This is a genomic window from Alloacidobacterium dinghuense (assembly GCF_014274465.1).
GTDB lineage: Bacteria > Acidobacteriota > Terriglobia > Terriglobales > Acidobacteriaceae > Alloacidobacterium > Alloacidobacterium dinghuense.
This window is the reverse complement of record NZ_CP060394.1, coordinates 5165770-5185605: the sequence shown is the minus strand read 5'-3', so window position 1 is coordinate 5185605 and position 19836 is coordinate 5165770. Positions and strand designations below refer to the sequence as shown.

At 56.0% G+C, this 19836-nt stretch carries 17 protein-coding genes and 1 tRNA gene; 6 read left to right on the top strand and 12 right to left on the bottom strand.

The genetic code is table 11. The features are described from left to right. Positions 1–122 precede the first annotated feature (122 nt). Together H7849_RS21645 and H7849_RS21640 are read right to left on the bottom strand one after the other, a co-directional pair. Positions 123–197: transfer RNA gene (locus H7849_RS21645), tRNA-Phe, on the bottom strand. Positions 198–318: 121 nt separating this feature from the next. Then, positions 319–2823 (bottom strand): amylo-alpha-1,6-glucosidase, encoded by a 2505-nt coding sequence (locus H7849_RS21640; RefSeq protein ID WP_186742452.1) that lies wholly within the window; start codon positions 2821–2823, stop codon positions 319–321. Between the two features lie 26 nt (positions 2824–2849). On the opposite strand from H7849_RS21640, the gene H7849_RS21635 reads away from it, so the two are divergent. Beyond that, positions 2850–4406, top strand: a complete 1557-nt coding sequence (locus H7849_RS21635) for an adenosine deaminase family protein (RefSeq protein ID WP_186742451.1) — start codon at positions 2850–2852, stop codon at positions 4404–4406. A 198-nt stretch (positions 4407–4604) separates the two neighbouring features. After that, positions 4605–5876 carry a glycosyltransferase gene (locus H7849_RS21630; RefSeq protein WP_186742450.1) on the top strand — a complete coding sequence of 424 codons (1272 nt, stop codon included), beginning with the start codon at positions 4605–4607 and terminating at the stop codon, positions 5874–5876. An 83-nt stretch (positions 5877–5959) separates the two neighbouring features. On the opposite strand, the gene H7849_RS21625 is transcribed toward H7849_RS21630, so the two are convergent. The 3 genes from H7849_RS21625 to fusA all read right to left on the bottom strand — a co-directional run bounded on the left by H7849_RS21625 (position 5960) and on the right by fusA (position 10188). Beyond that, entirely contained in the window at positions 5960–6160 is a 201-nt protein-coding gene (locus tag H7849_RS21625; RefSeq protein ID WP_117300112.1) for a cold-shock protein, read from the bottom strand. Positions 6161–6306: 146 nt separating this feature from the next. Further along, positions 6307–7794 (bottom strand): TolC family protein, encoded by a 1488-nt coding sequence (locus H7849_RS21620; protein ID WP_186742449.1) that lies wholly within the window; start codon positions 7792–7794, stop codon positions 6307–6309. Between the two features lie 258 nt (positions 7795–8052). Next, positions 8053–10188, bottom strand: coding sequence for an elongation factor G (gene fusA / locus H7849_RS21615; protein ID WP_186742448.1), 2136 nt, complete (start codon positions 10186–10188; stop codon positions 8053–8055). A gap of 639 nt (positions 10189–10827) precedes the next feature. Between fusA and H7849_RS21610 the strand changes: the two genes are divergently transcribed. Next, positions 10828–11646, top strand: a complete 819-nt coding sequence (locus tag H7849_RS21610) for a hypothetical protein (protein WP_186742447.1) — start codon at positions 10828–10830, stop codon at positions 11644–11646. A 415-nt stretch (positions 11647–12061) separates the two neighbouring features. Here the strand turns inward: H7849_RS21610 and H7849_RS21605 are convergent, their stop codons facing one another. The 4 genes from H7849_RS21605 to ruvX form a co-directional block, all read right to left on the bottom strand. Next, complete coding sequence (locus H7849_RS21605) at positions 12062–12655, bottom strand: outer membrane beta-barrel protein (RefSeq protein ID WP_186742445.1); 594 nt, start codon at positions 12653–12655, stop codon at positions 12062–12064. 80 nt (positions 12656–12735) lie between these two features. Continuing rightward, entirely contained in the window at positions 12736–13455 is a 720-nt protein-coding gene (locus H7849_RS21600; protein ID WP_251106396.1) for a CDP-alcohol phosphatidyltransferase family protein, read from the bottom strand. Between the two features lie 6 nt (positions 13456–13461). Beyond that, positions 13462–13935 carry a GreA/GreB family elongation factor gene (locus tag H7849_RS21595; protein ID WP_186742444.1) on the bottom strand — a complete coding sequence of 158 codons (474 nt, stop codon included), beginning with the start codon at positions 13933–13935 and terminating at the stop codon, positions 13462–13464. A 145-nt stretch (positions 13936–14080) separates the two neighbouring features. Next, on the bottom strand, positions 14081–14518 hold the full coding sequence (gene ruvX, locus H7849_RS21590; protein ID WP_186742443.1) for a Holliday junction resolvase RuvX: 438 nt from the start codon (positions 14516–14518) through the stop codon (positions 14081–14083). A gap of 101 nt (positions 14519–14619) precedes the next feature. Here ruvX and mltG point away from each other — a divergent pair, with 101 nt between their 5' ends. Together mltG and H7849_RS21580 are read left to right on the top strand one after the other, a co-directional pair. Then, positions 14620–15606, top strand: a complete 987-nt coding sequence (mltG, locus tag H7849_RS21585; protein WP_251106395.1) for an endolytic transglycosylase MltG — start codon at positions 14620–14622, stop codon at positions 15604–15606. Between the two features lie 57 nt (positions 15607–15663). Next, on the top strand, positions 15664–16542 hold the full coding sequence (locus tag H7849_RS21580; RefSeq protein ID WP_186742442.1) for a LolA family protein: 879 nt from the start codon (positions 15664–15666) through the stop codon (positions 16540–16542). A gap of 5 nt (positions 16543–16547) precedes the next feature. Here H7849_RS21580 and H7849_RS21575 read toward each other — a convergent pair whose 3' ends face one another. From H7849_RS21575 to H7849_RS21565, 3 genes are read right to left on the bottom strand one after another with little or no spacing between them, the layout of a single operon-like run. Beyond that, a complete protein-coding gene (locus H7849_RS21575; RefSeq protein ID WP_186742441.1) occupies positions 16548–17576 on the bottom strand; it encodes a Gfo/Idh/MocA family protein in 1029 nt (342 codons plus the stop codon). A gap of 9 nt (positions 17577–17585) precedes the next feature. Then, positions 17586–17810, bottom strand: a complete 225-nt coding sequence (locus H7849_RS21570; protein WP_186742440.1) for a hypothetical protein — start codon at positions 17808–17810, stop codon at positions 17586–17588. Between the two features lie 51 nt (positions 17811–17861). Next, positions 17862–18575, bottom strand: coding sequence for a helix-turn-helix domain-containing protein (locus H7849_RS21565; protein ID WP_186742439.1), 714 nt, complete (start codon positions 18573–18575; stop codon positions 17862–17864). Between the two features lie 680 nt (positions 18576–19255). On the opposite strand from H7849_RS21565, the gene H7849_RS21555 reads away from it, so the two are divergent. Further along, the gene (locus H7849_RS21555; RefSeq protein WP_186742420.1) at positions 19256–19705 is read left to right on the top strand and encodes a sigma-70 family RNA polymerase sigma factor; all 450 of its coding nucleotides are present in this window, start codon (positions 19256–19258) and stop codon (positions 19703–19705) included. The last annotated feature ends 131 nt before the right edge of the window (positions 19706–19836 follow it).

Sequence of the window (19836 nt, the reverse complement as noted above, 5' to 3'; positions counted from 1 at the left end):
TTGTGCTACGGGAACAATATGGGAACATTGTTCATTGATTGTTTTCAATCACTTACAAGGAACGCATGAAAACTGTCTCGGAGAATTAGGGAGGTGTTTCTCGGTAAGTCATTGATTCTAAATGGTGGCCAGAGACGGGATCGAACCGCCGACGCCGGCCTTTTCAGGGCCGCGCTCTACCACTGAGCTATCTGGCCTTGGGAGTTCCAAGGACGCCTGAGGCGCATGGGGATGTCTGAGAAGGAGGAAGGCCAAAGCCTGAGCGGCTTTGCAGGCAGCAACCTGACATCAAACAACCTCAACTAGTATAGCAAACACTCACCACGTCAGGCGGACGGTCTGCTTCTGATAGCCCACACCTGCCGGGAACGTGAGATGCAACTTCCCCAAACCAGACCCGCCGCCAGCCGCCTGATCTACCTTTGCACCCGAAACCTGAATCGCAGACCGCGCTCCATTCACGCGCAACGGCAAATCGTAAGCGCTGCCTCCCTGCGCCTCAAGCTGGAGCGTAAGCGAATGTGCATCCACGCTTTGGCTCAAAACCTTCAACTGCGCCGTGCTCGACCCGGGTAACGGCAACTCATGCGGAATCCCAATCTCCACTCCGGGCAACGGAATACGCAGCTCCCCTCCATGAGCTCCGAACAACTGAACCGAACCGCCCGCAGCCCGAACAATAAGAACCGCGCCCTCCCGCTTGAACGAGATATCGATCAGGCTCCCACCCACCGGAACATGCCGTAACTCAGCGTGATACCACTCCGCCGGCAAGTGCGGATCTACAGAGATGCTGTTATTGAGAGCGTCGGTCGTGATCCCAAACAACCCGCGCAGCGCAGGCGTCAGCACCATCGCCGACGACCAGAGCTGATGCGGCGTGCTGCGCCCGAAAGGCGAAAAGTACGCCCCGGAAAGCAGTTCGGTCACCGAGCCCAGATCCTGTGCCCAGGTCAGGTCCGCATTCTGCATCAGATGAGCATAGCCCGAAAGCGAGCGCCCGGTTCGGTACTCAGCAAGCGAGGCCCAACCGGTAAACAGCGGCCACACCGAACCCTGATGGTAGCTGATCGGATCATAAAAGGCTTCGTGCTCACCCAGATCGCGCAGACCCCAGTCGGTCGAAAATTCCTCCGACGCCCAGCGCTGGAACATCTCGCTCGATTGCTTCAGCGCACAGTGCCCATCCCACCACGCAATCGTCGGATAGATCGTCGCCGTCTTATCCAGTGAGCCATCAACATTATGGCTGAACGCATACATCGGCCCTGCATACTCCTGCTCTATCGTTGCGGCCACCTTCTGCGCACGCGCCTCGGCAGCACTCGCGTCATCAGCTTTGTTCATCGCACGAGCTAAGCGTGCGAAAGCGCCACTCGCCTGCTGGTCCAACGCCGCAAGATAAATCTCCTGATGCGGCATCCCCGAGGGCCAGCTCTCCACCCAACCCGTCCCCTGAGAATTGTCGTAGATTCCGTCGCCATCGGTATCGTGCGTGCGCTCAAACTGCCATGCTTTATCAACCGCATCCCAATGCTGTTGCAGAAACTCCTTGTCGCCGCTCGCGTTGACGTAGTCCTCCATCGCCATCAAAAAGAGCGGCGTCGAATCCGCAGCAGCATACTCGTAGGGAAACTTCCCCCAGTCCACCAGCTCCGCCGTTTGCGAATACTCGTGCATGATCTTGCCGTCGTCGCGCTGACGCTTGATCAGGAACTCGAGAGCCAGCCGTGTGAGCGCGAAATCTCCGTAGCCGTTCACCGCATACAGCGTAAACAGCGTGTCGCGTCCGAAGAACCAGCCAAATCCCGGCCGGTTCGAATCGCCGGAAGAGTAGAACCCCGCCACCAGTCCAACTTCATCTCCATGCCGCACGCGCAGCTGGTCGATCGCAAGCTCGGCCCACCGTATGGCCTCGTTAAAACGCTGGTCCGGAGTGTCAGCTACGAGCCGCTTGTCGAAGAAGTGCGCATAGTAGTCAGCCGTCTTCGCATATAGCTGCGCAGCGTTCTCATTCAACCTCGCCAGCTGAGCCGCAAGCGCCGCAGGCTTCGCGCTTTCCGCGTTGTTCCCGACCGCCAGCAGCAAGGGAAAATACCGGCCTGCATCGCGCTTCGGATCAAAACTCAGAATCATCTGCGTCGGCCAGAATTTTGGCCGCTCCTGATACGGAGCGAGAATTCCCGGCTGTGTTCCCGGCATGCCGATGGCTCCCCGCAAATCCTCCGCGTCCGTGTTCAGAATGTAGTAACCGCCATCGCCCAGCTTCATCCAGTCCGGCGAAGGCGCGTTGTAATTCGGCGCGGGCCACATGCGCTTCATCTCGGGCGTGAATGAGAAGGTAAGCTTAATCGGCCGCACCGATTCGACCTGAAACAGCGCCATAATGCCCGCGCCATTCGTGTCGCATTGTGTTGCAAACAGAATCTCGCGGACGGTAAAGGCAGCATGCGAATAAGTAATCGTTGTGTGATCGGGAGCGACTTCAATCTCCGCCGCCTGTTCGGTCACATCAATGGGGACGTTGTAGTCCGCAAGCTCCGCCTCAAGATGGAAATGGCTGAGCAGCTTCACCGGAAAGACCCACGCCTCAAAGCTGCCGTCCTGCTGACCGACAAAAGTGCCGCACTCTCCAGCCACCGTGAAGGGCTTCAACGGCTCTACATGCTGCCGGATCGTTAGATCACTCGAAGCCAGCGGAAACTGTGGAATGGATTGCAGCCACTGCTGTGCCCCAGCCGTACGCCCCGCGGTCGCAATCACCAGGATCGTCACCGCCTGAGCGAGCCGATACCATACACTTGTCCCACATTGCTTTTGCATTCTTCTCACCCAAGAGGACTATCGTAATGTCTCGCGCCCGCTATCGTCAGCTATTCGCGTTGTCCCTCTTATTCGTCGCGTTGCAATCCACCTACGCGCAAGCCACAGCGCCGGCACATGAGGCCACAGAGGAGGCCCGTACAGCCCGCGCCTTCGAAGAGGCCCGAAAAGAAGGTCCCGCTGCCCTGCGCGCCTTCTTTTACCAGATGCCCAAAGGGGCCGACCTGCACGTGCATCTCTCCGGAGCAGTCTACGCCGAGTCCTTTATTCGTGCGGCAGGCGAAGACGGGCTCTGCGTAGACACCCGGCTTCTCGCCTTTATCAGGCCAGTGAATGGCGCATGCAAGTCGGGCGAAGAACCGGCCGCTAGCGTTCCACACGAACAGAAGCTATACGACGATTTGATTGATTCATTTTCCATGCGCACCTTCGTCCCCAGGACCGGCGACTCGGGTCACGATCACTTCTTCGACACATTTGAGAAATTCGGTGGAACCAACAAAAGCCATGTCAGCGAGTGGATTGACGAGGTTGCCAGCCGCGCCGCTGCGCAGAATGAGCAATATCTGGAGCTGATGGAGACGCCCGATTTCAAACCTGCCGCCGGCCTGGCGATCGAGACCGGCTTCCATCCTAATTTTGTGGAATATCGCGACGTGTTGATGGCACACGGTTTCCGCAACGTCATACCCGCCGTCAGCGCTTACTTCGACCAGATTGAAGCCACGCGCCGGGAACACGAGCACTGTGGTCAACCGAAGGCAACGCCGGCCTGCAATGTGGAAGTTCGCTTCATCTATCAGGTGCTGCGTGGCCTTCCCAAAGAAGTCGTCTTCGCTCAGATCCTTCTCGGCTTCGAAGTGGCGTCGGTCGATCCGCGGGTCGTCGGCATCAACCTTGTCCAGCCGGAAGACTGCGAGGTTTGCATGGCCGATTATCGTCTCCACATGCAGATGATCGATGCGTTGCACCCGCTTTATCCGAAAGTGCACATCTCGTTGCACGCAGGCGAACTCGAACCGGGCATGGTGCCGCCCGATGGGCTCACCTTCCACATCCGCTCCGCCGTTGAGCAGGGACACGCCGAGCGCATCGGCCACGGCGTCGACGTCATGTATGAAGACAAGCCGTACGAATTGCTTAAGGAGATGGCGACAAAGCACGTGATGGTCGAAATAAATCTCACCAGCAATGACGTCATCCTCAATACCAGGGGCGACAGCCATCCCTTCATGCTCTATCGCAAGTACGGCGTGCCCGTCGCTCTTTCCACCGATGACGAAGGCGTCTCCCGCATCGACCTCACGCACGAATATGTACGTGCCGCAGTTACATATCCGCTAACCTATCGCGACTTCAAGCAGATGGTCCGCACCGGCATCGAGCACAGCTTCCTGCCCGGAGCCAACCTCTGGCAAGTTTCCGACCCCGAGAAACTCGAACAGCCCGTATCGCAGTGCCGCGGGCAGCTCGGACGCGATACGCCAACCGGAGAATGTGCAACTCTGGTTCACTCCAGCGAAAAAGCACAACAACAGTGGGAGCTTGAACACAGGTTTCACACATTTGAGGCAAACTTCTAATCAGAAGACGTCATTCTGACGACCAACGGGAGGAAGAATCCATACGATGAAAGCAGCCCACAGACGCGGGCATCTTTCCGCCGCTGCCATCAAGACTTTTGTTGCCAGGGCGAGACGCCTACAGGTATGTGGGTGCTTCAGCCCTCGCATGCCGGCAATAGACTAACCTAAACGATCATCACTATATCTGCCTGAAACATGAGAATCGTCCTTTCGACCTTCGGCACATTTGGCGACGTAAACCCGCTTATTGCGCTGGCTCTGGAATTAAAAAGACGCAGCCATCGTCCGGCGATTGCCGTGCCCGAAATGTTCCGCCCGAAGATCGCGCCTCTCGGTATCGACTTTTTTCCTGTTCGTCCCGATCAGGACCAGACCGACAAGCGCCTGGTCGCCTTGATTTACGACAAGAAGACAGGAACCGAATACGGCCTGCGCGAATTTCTCTTTCCCGCTCTGCGCCAGAGCTACGACGACCTGCTCGCCGCGGTCGAGGCCGACGGCGGAGCCGATCTGCTCATGACCGGCGAGCTCGCCTACGCTGGCCCCATCGTCGCCGAAAAGACCGGCATTCCGTGGGCCTCCTACGTACTGGCCCCATTTTCATTTTTCTCAGCGTACGACCCGCCGGTCCTGCCACCGTATCCAACCTTAGCCCGCGCACAAATTGTTGTCCCAAAAATCGGCCACGCCGTAACCCGCTTCGCTCGCTACGTCACGCGCCGCTGGCCCGAGCCAGTTTACGAACTGCGCCGTGAACTGGGCCTCGGCCGCGGCGAGGATCCGATCTTCGATGCCAAGCATTCCGAGCAGCTGGTCCTTGCACTCTTCTCCCGCATGCTCGGCGAGCCGCAACCCGACTGGCCTGAGAACACCCTGATCGCTGGCTTCGTCTTTTATGACGGCGATGCCGGAAACGTCACCCTTTCTCCGGAACTGGAAAGATTCCTCAATGCGGGACCGCCGCCCGTGGTCTTTACCCTCGGCTCTGCCGCCGTGCTCGATGCAGGCGACTTCTACGAGCAAAGCGCCGAGGCCGCAAGGCTGCTGAACCTCCGCGCAGTCCTCCTCGTTGGCAACGAACCAGACAACATCCCGCGCTTGCCCGTCTCGGAAAACATCTGCATCGCGAAATACGCGCCCTACTCGAAGCTCTTTCCCCGTGTGTCGGCCATCGTGCATCAGGGGGGAGTAGGAACGACAGCCCAGGCGCTTCGTTCCGGCAAGCCGATGATCGTCATGCCCTACAGCCATGATCAGCCTGACAATGCTCGCCGTGTGCGCCGTCTCGGTGTGGCCAAAGTTGTCCAGCGCAAGAACTATACCGCTGAGCGCACAGCCCGAATGATCACGGGACTTCTGAGCAACCCGCGCTACGCCCAGCGTGCCCTCGAAGTACAGCGCGAAATGGCCAAGGAAGACGGCCTGAAGACAGCCTGCGATGCACTTGAAAAAATCATGCGCCGCTAACCGTTTTGTTACAGGACCGTCAAAAAGCATAAGAGGCGAACCCGAAAGCTCGCCTCTTATGATCCGTCTAGATTGTCTGCGTCTTAGAGCGGCTGAACGTCCGCTGCCTGCCAGCCCTTCGGCCCCTTAACGACGTTGAACTGTACGGCCTGACCTTCTTGCAGACTCTTGAAGCCATTTGAGTTAATGGCTGAGTAGTGCACGAAGACATCTTCACCATTCTGGCGCGAGATGAAGCCGAACCCTTTTGCGTCGTTAAACCACTTCACTGTTCCTTGTTCCATGTGATGCTATTTCCTAATTTGAATTGCGCTGGAACAAATCGGATCCACTACTGGCAAGTTCTTGCTGCTGGGCGAGGACTGCTCTTGCCCGTTCAGTTCTAACGCCTATCCAGTCTATCAGATTCGTCAGGTAACCAAGAAAATTGTTACCTTCCCCCTTGCGGCTGGGCCGTGGGATTGGTTTTCACGTCTGGCGGCGTACCCCCCTGCAGGTACGTTTTGTATTGCGTATCGACAATGCCAAGGTTGCGCGCCAGCCCTAGCTTCGCCTGGTTGAACTGGCGCACGCTGTTCACATACTGCGACTGAGCCTGCGCCAGAGTCGACTGCGCCTGCACCACCGGCAAATTGTCATCCACTCCAGCCTGGAAACGGTCTGTGCTCTGCTCCAACGCCGTCGTCGACAGGTCCACATTGCTCCGCGCCACGTTCACCAGATCGGAAGCCGTCTGTAGATCGAGAAGGCTGTCCCGCAACTGCTGGTCAATCTTGTTCCTCAGGTCCGCCATCTGGGAGCGATAGTTCTCCAGCTGCGCCTCGGCGACGTCATGGTCGCCGCGAAACTTCGCCTCTTGAAAGATTGGAACCTCTATCGTGCCTGCCGCCTCGAACACCCCATGGTAAGGTCCGCCGGAAATCCCCGAAACACCATAATTCCCTTTAAAGTTCACCGTCGGGAAGCGCTCATGCGTTGCCGCCTTGCGCTCCAACTCCGCCATGCGAAGGTTCTGTATGAGAGCCTGATAATCCTGCCGACTGGAATAAGCCTCACGCTTCGCATCCTCAATGCTCATCTTGGAAAGATCCGCAAATGGCGCCGCATCCGTGAGCTGAATCTTCTGCCCTGGATCCATCCCGATCTGCCGTTTGAGCGTAATTTCATCCTTCTGCAGCGTGTTCTCGGCATTGATCACAGCCTGCTGCTGCGTCTGGTACTCAACCCGCGCCCGCAGTTCATCGAGATTGGCCGCCGTCCCCGCCTGGTGCTCCGCAACTGCCTGGCTGAGCAGTGTCTCGTCGGTCTTGAGCAATGATTCCGCGTAGTCGAGCTGCGCCCTGTCTGCAATCGCCTGCAGATACGTCGTGCCCACATTCAGCACCACCAGCCCACGCGTCGATTGCGCACTGTAATACGCCGCCTTGGCGCCGGTTTTCATCGCGCGATACAGATCCCAGCCCGCCCAGTTAAAGAGGGTCTGCGACAGGTTCGCATGTCCCTCCGTAACATCGACCTTCACGACAAATTTGAAATTTTCTATCTCCGATGGCGGAAGCAGGCTGCTGAACTCGCCCAGCAAGCCGCCGCGAAATCCCTCTGCCTCCAGGTTGTACTGGTGCAGACCAGTCCCGCCGGACACATACAGATTCGGCAACAGCAAGTTCAACGTCTGCGAGGCTTGCGCCTGCGCCGTCTGCTGATTCTGGCGCGCTTCCGTCAGCGCCAGGTTGTTCTGAATCCCCATCAGGATCGCGTCATCAATCGAGAGCTGCTTCACCTCCGGCGTCGCAGGCGCAACTTGCACGCTCCCGTAGTACGGGTTGGTTGCCGAATTATTCGGATTGCTCTGCCCCAGCGCACAACCTATTCCCATCCAGCCCACCAGAACCGGCACGATCAGAGTGCGCAACTTCATCTACGATTCAACTTTCCTGAATTCAATCTCTTGGCTCAGAATTTTAGATTACGAAACCCGCCGAAGGTTGCCAAAATACTCGACTTGGCGCGATTGTCTCTTCGTGGAATGCCCATCCTTCAAGAGATTTACAAATACCCTCATTCCAAATGGGTTATGAGCAGGGGATGGACCTATTTCCATCATTTTCCCGGCAGCACAAAAAAATCAGGCCAGTCCCAGACTGGCCCAATCGCAAAATCAGTCGAGCATTTGCCGCTATTCCTCTTCCTCCTCCACCGGTTTCTTGGCATTCGCTATAATCTTGTCCGCCTGCACCTGCGGGACAACATCATAGTGGTCCATCTCCATGTGGAAACTGCCCCGCCCCTGGGTCATCGCCGTCAGGCTCTGCCCGTAGGTCAGCATCTCCGCCATGGGAACCTCAGCGCGAATCGTCGTGCCGGAATTGGTGCTCTCCATGCCCTGCACGCGCCCGCGACGCTGGTTCAGGTCGCCCATCAGCGCCCCGGCAAACTCCTCCGGAGCCTCGATCTCAACCCGCATCACCGGCTCCAGCAGCACAGGCTTCGCCTGCTCCATGCACTTGCGGAAAGCGATCCGCCCCGCCAGCTTGAAGGACAGTTCGTTTGAATCGACATCGTGATAACTGCCGTCAAAGACCGTCACCTTGAAATCGACGACCGGGTAGCCCGCTAAAAATCCCCGCGCAGCCGACTCCTGAATGCCCTTTTCGACGGCCGGCACATACTGCCGCGGAATCGCACCCCCGAAAATGTCATTCTCAAACTCGAAGCCCGATCCGCGCGGCAGCGGCTCCATCTTGATCTTGCAGTCGCCATACTGCCCATGGCCTCCAGTCTGTTTCTTGTGCCGCCCCTGAGCTTCAGCGCGCCCGCGAATCGTCTCGCGATACGGCACTTTGGGCGCCTTCAGCGTCACTTCGGTGTGGTACCGCTTGCGCAGCTTTGACACCAGCGATTCAATATGCGGCTGCCCCGCTCCCGCAATCAGAAATTCGCTCGTCTGCGGATCGCGGTAGAAGCGAACCAGCAGGTCCTCCTCCATCAGCTTGTGCACCGCAGGAGCCAGTTTGTCCTCATCGGCGCGTGTCTTCGGCTCAATCGCATAGGTCATCGCCGCTTCCGGCATGCCCACTGGTTCGAAGAAAATATCGTGCCCCTTCTCGCCCAGCGTGTCGCCGGTAAACGTATCGCGCAGCTTGGCCACCGCGCCGATGTCGCCGGCATGCAGATCCGAAACCGGCACGGCCGAATGACCCTGCATAACTGATAAATGAGCAAATTTCTCCGACCCCTTGCGCGAATAATTGCAGACGCCTGCGTCGTTCTTCAGTACGCCGGAAAAGACCTTGAAGAAGGAAATGCGCCCGGCGAACGGATCGGTCATGGTCTTAAACACATAGAGCGAGATCGGCTCCTTGTCATCGACAGCACGCATCACGATCTCAGGCTGTCTCTCGCTTACCTCACCATTGCCGTGCGCAGCCACAGCCTGTAGAACGGCCCTTGCGGCCACGGGAGCACGCTCAACTGGAGCAGGCGCATACACTTTTAGGAAATCGAGCAGGTGATCGGTCGCCACATTTGTGCCGCCGCTGGCGAAGAGCACTGGGAAAATACGGTCTTCCCGGATCGCTTCATGCAGCGCCGTAATCAGGTGCTGCTCCGGAATCGTGCCCTGGGCAAAGAACTCCTCCATCAACTCGTCCTTGCCCTCTGCGACCAGTTCTACGAGCGTCTCGTGAGCCGCCTTGGCTTCTTCCGCCATGTTGGCCGGAATATCGCCGATCTTGCCGTGGCCATCGCCGTCGGGCGTATAGAAAAACGCCTCCATCGTCACCAGGTCCACGACACCCTGAAAGCCCTTGTCATTCACAATCGGCAACTGCACCGGGATCAGGTGCCTTCCATAGCGCTCGCGCATCGCTTCCAGCGTCTTGTCCAGATTGGCTCGCGGATGGTCCATCTGGTTCATTACCACCACGCGCGGCAGGTTGAACTCATCGGCGAATTTCCAGACGCGATCGGTCATCGCCTCCGGCCCGTTCGCGGCGTTCACCACCACCAGCGCAGCCTCCACCGGCATCATCGCCGCTCGCGCTTCGTGCACGAACATATGGAAGCCAGGGGTATCAATGAAATTGACCTTCACTCCGTTCCATTCGGCATACGCCACGGCGTTCAGCATGGTGGTTCGCCGAGCGACATCTTCCTCGTCATAGGCGGTCATGGCGCTGCCATCTTCCACGCGCCCCATTTTTGGCGTCATCTTGGCGGCATGCAGCAGAGCGGAGACGAGCGTTGTCTTCCCGCTGTGCGCATGCCCTACTACAGCTACGTTTCGAATCTCACTTCCTTGATACGTTTTCATCGTGAACTCCTTCTTTGATGTAAGTGAAGTCAGCCAGCAAAAAATTCGGTCCGTAAACGAACCGGCTAGCGAAAGACCGGTCAACAGATTGTGTGGGAATCAAGGAGAAGCGCGGGAATGGATGGTGGCTGCCTTACTTGCAAACCCCGGATGACTGCCCCGGGCTTTAGCCCGGGGCATCAGGACTCCGCGATTAAAGGCACTCAGGTCAGGTGCCTGTTCTTTCTCGAATTGCTCGAGACAGGGATGTCGTTCAGGCGTCGCTTGCGGCGTCTCGCTGACGAAAGAACACGGCGTCAGCCTTCCACCGAATCTGCCGTCCTCGGCATCCATCAGGGCCAGCAGGCGCCCCAAAAATCCGGGCGTCTTCAGAGATTGACGATGCTATCACAGGGAGTGGTTTACCGAGTAGCGGGCGATTCCTGCCGTAAAAAACCAGCACCCTGCCTAAAGGGTACATTCTGCGAATCGCGGACACGCGGCATCAGACACCGCAGCGTACTGCAAAGGTAGTATTGCGCCCATTCTTTGTCTCCCGTATTGTTTTTGGCACTTCCCCCCAGGAATCATCTCCTGACTTCAGCTCTGGAAGCCGCTGACCAGCTCGACCGGTCGGAGAGCCAAAGAAAGTGAGGTTCCATGAAAATCGCCCGCACGTTTGCCCGCACATTTCTGGGTGCAGCAATCGCACTTGCATTCTCTACTCTGCCTGCGTATGCGCAGCAGCCATCCACGGGTTATCACACAGTGGCCTGCTTCAAAGTAAAGCCGGACAGTGCCGCCGCCCTTCACAAGTTCCTGACAGAGGATTCTCACAAAGTCGCCCAAGGCCGCGTGAGCGACGGTGAACTCACCGCCTGGTATCTTCTGAGACCCGTCTTTCCAGGAGGTGAATCCGCAGAGTGCGATTACCTCAGCATTTCCCTCTTCGCCAAAACGCCGCATACCTTGGGGATGGAACAACTCGACGCTGCGATCAAAAAGGAGGGGCTGACCTTTACCCCGGATGATTACCTCAAACACCGGGATGCGGTCGCCAAACTCGTATCGACGGCGCTATTCCAGAATCTGGCAACCGTTGGCGCACCCAAGAAGGGCGACTACTTCCGGGTCAATTACATGAAAGTCGCCGATGGCAACTTTGACGATTGGATCGCATACGAGAAGAAAGTATGGCAACCCATCGCGGACGCGCTGGTGAAAGAGGGCAAGTCAGACGGCTGGTCTCTGAATGTTCGGGCAATGCCCTTTGGGCCCGATTTGCCGTTCCAGGGGGTGACCGTAGATATTTTCCCGAGCATGGATGCTGCATTCGCAGACGATCCACAGTTTCTTGATCGCTTCAGAAAGGTGCATCCCGACATGGAATTCGGTACCACTCTTGAACACTTCGAGAAGCTAAGAACCCAGGCCCTGATCGAGCTCTACGTCCTCGACGACATCGTCACAGCGCAGTAGCAATAGCGCGAGACGCATTCGGCGGCGGCCACCCCCATGGCCGCCGCCTGTCAAGACCCTCAAACCAAACTTTCTTCATCAGCGATTGATTTCGAAGGATATTCGTTGCAACGATCTCTGGCATATTTTCCAGCGAAACCAGCTATCCTGAAATAAGAGAGGCAAATCGCAGAGGAAGGTGCACCGGTTCTGGCACATCCCCTTAACCACTTGTTTTAGACGAATTTACAAAAACATAGGGGGGAGGGTGGCCCTCAGAACCTGAGGTAAAGCCCAATCATTCCCCCATAGGTATGCGTGAATTCAGTGGTCGAGAAAAAGGCATCATACGGCTCTGGTGCGTGATAGACCTTGCTCAAGTATGAACGCCTTAACCGCCTGTGTTTGGACGAATTTACAAAAACATGGGGAGGGGTCAGAACCTGAGATAAGCCCCGATCATCGGCTCCGCCGTATGCGTAAACGCGTTGGTCGATGAGAAGGCATGCGACACGTCCGGCGCGTGATACAGATTGCCGCGGTATTGAAATCGTAACCCGATGTGAGGAATCACCGTCCAGTCCACCCCGGCACCGTACACAAAGACTGGCTTGGCGTCACTCTTGCTGTCGGGCTGTCCCGAGTCGGGATGAAAGAAAATGATCCCCCCACCCGCCAGAATGAACGGCTTCAACATCAGCACCGGAAAGGACACGAACCAGTCCGCTCCCACCTCGTGCGCTGCCGTCTTGATCTCTTCGAAGTCGTTGTAGTTCTGGTTGGCCCGGTTGAAAGAGTAGTTCAGTTCATAGCCGACCAAAGGGTTGGAGATGTGCCGCAACTCCAGCAGCACGCCCGCCGCGTTCGACGGGCTTTGCACCGTGCCATTCGCAGCCGTCGTGCCGCTGAAAGATCCATAGAGGCTGGCAGCAGCGTCCGTCTGGGCCCGCGCAGAGCCGGTTACAAAGAGACCGCCAAAGGCAAAGAAGCACAGAGCGACAGGGAGCTGGGAGAGTAGACGCCGCATCATAGCGTTAACTTTGATGTCAACACTTGTGGAAGCGGAAGTATCCTCGGAGGTGTTTTTGTAGAGGTACTTTTCTCGCGAGGTCAGACGGGAGGAGCAGTGGGAGCCGAGTGCAACTCGGGTGTCGCCTCCACCGGCTCCCGCTTGTAGGTGAGCGGCGGCGTTTCCGGAACCGGAGCCAGATGCTTGGTCATCTGGTAGGTGTAGCTGATGCGGTGGATCACGGTAATCGTCGAGAGCGCGGCCAGCACCCAGAGCACAGGCGCCATCGCCCCCCAGCGGTTAAACAGCGCGCCGAGGATGATAAGAACGATCCGCTCCGGCCGTTCCATGAAGCCGACCTTGCACTGCCCGATCAGCGCTTCGGCGCGCGCGCGGGTATAGCTCACCATGAGCGAGGTGACCATTACGAACGCCGCCAGCACCACGTAGAAAAAGCGGTTGCCGCGAGCGTAGAAGACCAGCAGCCCGAAGAAGAGCACTACATCGGAGTAGCGATCGATGACCGAATCGAAAAACGCGCCGAAGACCGTGACTTGTTGCGTCTGGCGGGCGACGCGTCCGTCGACCATGTCGAAGATGCCGGCGCCAATGATCACCAGTCCGGCATAGAGAAACATGCGTACGTAGTTGTGCTCGTTGGCATAGCCGAAAAGGATCGCTGCAGCGGTGTTGATGATGAGCCCAATGAAGGTGAGCACGTTGGGCGAGATGCGGGTCAGCGCCAGGCCATTCACAATGGCCTGCAGCAGCACCCCGCATGCGCGTCCAAAAGCGCTCGTCCAGGTCTTATTGGAACTCATGCCGCGTTATTCCGCTTCGTCGTGGATCGTTGAAAGTTTCAGGATTTCGAGCTCGCGTTTGCCGTTCGGAGTTACAACCGTCGCAACATCGCCCACCTGCTTGCCGACTAAAGCGCGCCCGATAGGCGAGGTGGTCGATATCAGGCCTTGGTTAACATCCGACTCCTCACTTGTGACAAGCTTATACTCGATCTCCTCATCCTTGGATGTGTCATAAACGACGATGGTTGAGCCAAAAGCGACGCGGTCATGAGGAATATTTGCGAGGTTAACGAGGGCAAGCTCGCCCATGCGCTTCTTGAGTTGCCCAAGGCGCGCATTCACGAATACCTGGCGCTGTTTGGCCATGTGGTATTCGGCATTCTCGCTCAGATCCCCTAATGCGGCTGCTTTCTTGATTTCCAGGGGAAGCTCGTGAGCAAGCTCATGTTCGAGCTGTTTGATCTCTTCCAGCAATTTCTTTTTGATGTGTTCGGGCATGCAATAATCCATTGCGGCTCATAGGCATGAGCCGCTCGTCCACGGCTGACCAGTGATAACCGCCAAACTTTTATTATACGGGACGACGAGTGGGCGTCGAGTGTAGCCTGTCCTGAGCGGAGTCGAAGGACGCCTTCGGCGCTGGTTAGGGCCCCAGACGACGCGCGTCGAGAAAGCCTTGCAGAATAATAACCGCAGCGACCTGGTCGACCACCTCACGGTGTTCTGCCCTCGGACGGCCTGACTCGTACAGAATGCGATGCGCTTCAGTGGTGGTCAGGCGCTCATCCCACAAATGCACCGGAAGCTTCGTTTCATCGGCGAGCAGTTGGGCGAAGACCTGCGTTCTCTCGGCCTGACGGCTTTGATCACCGGAGAGGTGAAGCGGATTGCCAACGACAATCTCCTGGCAGCCGTATTTCCGGGCCAGCCTGGCCAACGATCTCAAATCATCGCGAGGCTTCTTACGAACCAGGGTCAGGACCGGCTGCGCGGTAAGCCCCAACTCGTCGGAAACAGCAACACCAATATGCCGATTGCCTACGTCCAGACCGAGAAGGCGCGGTGCGCCATCGTGCTCCATGGCAGCATCTTACGCAAGACCCGAGAGCCAAATGCAGGCAAAATGAGTCGCATCATACAATCAGGGATGGGAATCAAAACAAATTACAGGTCAAGTGGGATTTGCGACGTTTACTACTTCTTGCAGTGACTGCAGCTCTGTTGTGTGCCGGACTGGCGCTTTACGTTCCGGCGGGCCCTCATAGCGAGATGTTTCTGGAAATTCCGCCCGGTACCAGTTCGGCACAAATTGCACGCCTTCTGAAGTCACACGGTTTGATCCGGAGTCGTTATGCCTTTGACATCATGCGGGCGGTGAAGGGTGGGACACTGAAAGCAGGCGAGTATCGCTTTGATCATCCGGCGCGCATGTCGGAAGTGTATGCGAGGTTGGAAAGGGGCGATGTCTATACGCGGGCGTTGACGATTCCTGAAGGCGCCAACATCTTTGACATCGCGCAGAGGGTTGAAGCCGCACAGCTGGGCAGCAAAGAGGCGTTTCTTGAGGCCGTTAAGAGGAATGTGGCGTTGATCTCCGATTTGGATCCTGGCGCGCAGAGCGTCGAAGGCTACCTCTTTCCCGATACCTATCAATTTCAACGACTGTCAACGCCCGACCAGATAATTGCCGCGATGGTGAAGCGCTTCCGCCAGACGGCCGCAAGCATTGATCTAATCCAGAACTATCACAACGTGGTGACGATGGCTTCGCTCGTCGAACGAGAAACACCCATCGGAAGCGAGCGGCCAATGGTAGCAAGCGTATTCTCCAATCGCATCGCCAAGGGTATGCCGCTCATGACGGACCCCTCCGTGATTTACGCCGACCTGCTGGATGGAAAATACAGAGGCACCATTTACCAATCCGACCTTGACGGCGATTCGCCCTATAACACCTACAAGCACTCGGGGCTGCCACCTGGACCGATCTGCAATCCTGGCATTGAATCGCTGAAAGCCGCAATGGAGCCAGCCCAGACACAATTTTTGTATTTTGTTGCTGCAAGTACCGATCCGGCGGGACATTCCCGTTTTGCAAAGACATTGGAAGAACATGAACAAAATGTTCAGGCTTATCGTCGCGCGCAACACGCAGCAGGCCAGCGTTAGTCGACGAGAGCGTTATTTAGATGAGTTGTAGCGGCAGTTCTTGATAGTGAAGGCCCGATGCGAAAGTTTTGGTTTCAAGCGATGGCGCTGTGCCTGCCGGTGTTGACCGGTTGCTTGAGCCATACCCGAAAGCTTCCGCAACCGAAAATGCCGAGCGTTGTCCAGTCTGCTGATGTGGAGCAATTGGTCAGCAATATTAACAAACAGTACGATGCGATTCAGTCGCTGAACGCAACTGTGGAGTTTCAAGCGTCGGTTGGCGGAGCGCAAAAGGGCAAGGTAACCGACTACACGTCGGTTCGTGGCTTCATTCTGCTGCGCAAGCCTGAGATGCTGCGAATCCTGGGCCTGCTCCCTGTACTGCATACTCGCGCATTTGACCTGGCCAGCGACGGATCAAATTTCAAGCTACTGATCCCGCATGAAAATAAGGCGATTGTTGGCTCAAATGCAGTCAGCAAACCTTCGACGAATCCGCTTGAAAATATGCGGCCGAATGTTTTCTTCGATTCCTTGCTCATCCACAGCATTGGACCAGATGAATCGCTGTCGAGGACGACGGAGACAAAGACTGTACTCGATCCCACGAAGAAGCAGCTGCTACTCGAACCTGAATATGTTCTCAGCGTGTTTCGGAAAAACGGCGATTCAAACATTCTTGTTCCGGTGCGCGTGATTCACGTCAGTCGGGTAGATCTACTTCCGAATGGAGAAGACATCTACGACAAAGAGGGAAATATTCAAACGCAAGCAATCTATGGTCCATACGAATCTTTCGGGGATTTCCGCTTTCCCACCAGCATCACGATCAAGCGTCCGCTTGAGGAGTACCAAATCGTCATTACTTTTCAGAAGGTGACAGTCAACCAGACGCTGAAAGACGACCAGTTCCAGCTCGATATTCCGAAGGGAACCCAGATACAGAATCTGCAATAGAAGCTTTAAGCGGTGTAGCGATCCAGTCTGGCGCGCCTGGCGTGTTCGTCGATGGCTGCGTTGATCTGCAAGGCAGCCTTCAATGCTTCGCGTCCATCCTCTCCGGAAACCACTGGCCGACGGCGACTGCGAACACATTCCAGGAATGATTCAATCTCGAAGCGCAAGGGCTCGCCCTGCGTTACCTGAGGCTTCTGCATGCTGAGCCCGGAAGAATTTCCTACAACACCAGAGTTTGCCGTTGCCCGGGCTTCCACATTGATTACGAGAAGGTCCTGCCTTGCATAGTCAATGGACACATATTGGTGTGGTTGAAAAAAACGCAGCTTGCGCACTCGTTCCGTGCTGACACGGCTGGCGGTAAAGTTGGCGACGCAGCCCGACTCGAATTCGACACGGACATTTGCGATATCGACTTTCGGCGAGAGTATGGGCAATCCAACCGCATGCACATGGCTGACAGGAGACTGTGCAAAGGTAAGGACTATATCAAGGTCGTGAATCATCAGATCCAAAACGACGTCTACATCGAGCGAACGTGGGCTAAAGACGCTGAGCCGGTGCGCCTCAAAAAACATCGGACCATTTAGCAGACCGCGAACCGCCGCAACCGCAGGATTGAAACGCTCCAGATGCCCAATCTGCAGGACACGTCGATGCTGATTGGCAAGAGCTGTGAGCTGCCCTGCTTCCTCAAGAGATGCGGCAATCGGTTTTTCGACGAGCACGTCAATTCCGTTAGCCAAGAGTGCAGATGCCGCCTGGAAATGGCCGATCGTGGGAACACATACAGAAGCTGCGTCTATCTGGAGGTTGCCACTCGCACAATCGCTGAGAAAAGCGTCGATTGAACCGTAGACGGGCAGGCCCCATTCCTGCTCAAGCGACGCGGTCCGGCTCGTGTCACTTTCCACGATGGCAGCGAGCCTGACCGGAAAATCCGATTCCTGCAAGGTTCGATAGACGCGCAGATGATTCCTGCCGAACACACCCGCACCGAACACTGCTACGTTTTGCGTTGCTGATTCCCTCAAAATGGCGCGCTAACGCGCTTCTCCCTTTCCTTCAACAACGCGCAGACAGCGCATGTAGAGTTCCAACAGGTGTGTTACCTGATCCTCTGGCTTTGAAGCGCTCGCAGCAACAAATCCAGGTGAGGAAGCAGCGGTGCGACCCGCACCAGTGGTAGCAGCAACAAATTTGAGCAGGTCAAGAGCAATATCTTCAGTCCGGCGCGTACCGTTCGCCGAAGCCGTTATCTGGTCCATGAACAACCCCTCCGACGCGATGCTACCAAAATTCGAGCGGGCGTGAGTGCATTAGGCTTCGGAGATACTGGCGCAAATGCGGCCCACAACGATGTTGCCAAGGGATTCTTCAGGTTTCATTTCGATCAGTTCGATCGGATGTTCCATCTTTTGAGGACGGAGAACAATAGTGCTTCCGTAAAGCGTGGCGTAGCGGAGGAGCATAGTATTTCCGCGGTGGATGGCATAGATGCTGGGCATTGGCGGCCGATGGGAAACAAGCGAGTTGTATTGCCGATCGATGACAAGAATGGCATGCGGAGCGATTACGGGACCCATTGGCTCTGCTTGTACGTAACTAACTCGAACCGCAACGAATCTTTCCCAATCTTTTCGGTCAGAGGAGCGCCTAGGGCGCAAATGATCAAGGTATCCGGCGGGCAGTTGAACGAGTTCCAAAATGGAACTCGTTCGTATCTGCGATTCATAGATAGCTACGGATTGAGATACAAGCGCGACGCGACTTGTTAACGCAACACTATGCTTGTGCGCCTGACTCTGACGGGTTGGTGCTTGCGCCAGAAGCTCTTCTAGAGTGATGGATTGAGCGGATAGGACGCGGTCGAGCGCATCCAGGCTAAGACGGCGCCTACGGTGAAGGAAATTGGAGATATGCGCATGCTTTAACCCGGTTTGACGGGCCAGCAACGTGCCGCTGAGCACTCCGCGCTCGATGCGTCGCAGAAGTTCCAGGCGAAGTTGCTCATGTAGCTGCGAAAAGGTCATTTGTGGAAAGTTTTCTTTGAGCTATACACTTTTGTGCACAGACTTAGCTCAAAGAAAAGCTACTATGTTGTGTTTCTCTGATTTCGGGGGATCGGAGCTTTCCAGCTAGATACGCTGCGTCTTCTGAGTGGCTATTTGTTGACCAATTCGACGCCGCGCAGATACAGTCGTTTCACTTTTGCATGTCATTTGAGATTTTGCCACTCGTTGAAAGAGCCTTAGCGGCTTTCTGGACATGGGCGCGGACATTGGGCTGGTATCTCAGAAGAAGGCACTAGAGAAACTTATTTAAAGAAAACCCTATCTCTATAACCCCATGATCTGTGTCTCTCTCTCCCTATTCCTACCAACAACAGGAATGCATGCAATCGGCAACGGAAGCCAGTTGAGACCGTGCTGGATGTACCTACTCCCTTGTCCGCAGAAGCAATAGTCAGAAAGAAAGCTGTGGACTTTTTTTACTGCTTTGGAGAAATAATGACGTTTACGCGCGTGACTTTAAAGGTTTGTGAGGGGTGCGGAGGCCTTTGGTTCCGAGCCCAGGAGTTGAACGAGGTTTATTGCGCTACGTGCTCGACGAGGTTGCGAGCCTTTCCTGCTCCAAGATCCAGGAGGTTGGCCGGCCGGCCAAGGAAGAACCGACGCATCACAACACAACATGCGGCTGCCGGGAGGGAGCTATGAGCGCAGCATTGATGCTCCCCTTTGTCTGGGCCGAATCTACAAGCGTTGACACGCCGTCTGTTCCCGTAGGCGCACCTACAGAAGGCATCGCTTTCTACAGGAGACGCACCGAGCTTCTCTTGCGGAGATACATGTTTGTTTCTCTCCAAACAGGACGTGTGCCGTCGCTAATCGGCAAATGTGTTTTTCGTGGAAAAGCATCCAGCTATCGTATGCACAGTTTTGAGGATGCCGTGATCTTTTTATTCGATATTGAGAAATGCCTCAAGAAGATCGATCCGTTTGGGCGTGAATTGATTTCCCGAATTGCGTTGCAGGAATACACACAGGAGGAGACCGCAGAACTTCTTGGGGCGAGCCTACGCTCTGTTACGCGCAAGTATTCAGATACGCTTGATGACCTATCTCGCCTATTTCTAGATCTAGAGATTCTAAAAATCGACTAATAGGAAAACCTGTCAAGGGGGTAGATCTGTGGAAATGTCGCTAAGTTGCTCAATTCATGGAGAAAATAGTTTGGTGTAAGTTGGCGTACTATTTCCACTAAAAATGCTATCCTAAAGATAAGAGTAAAGAA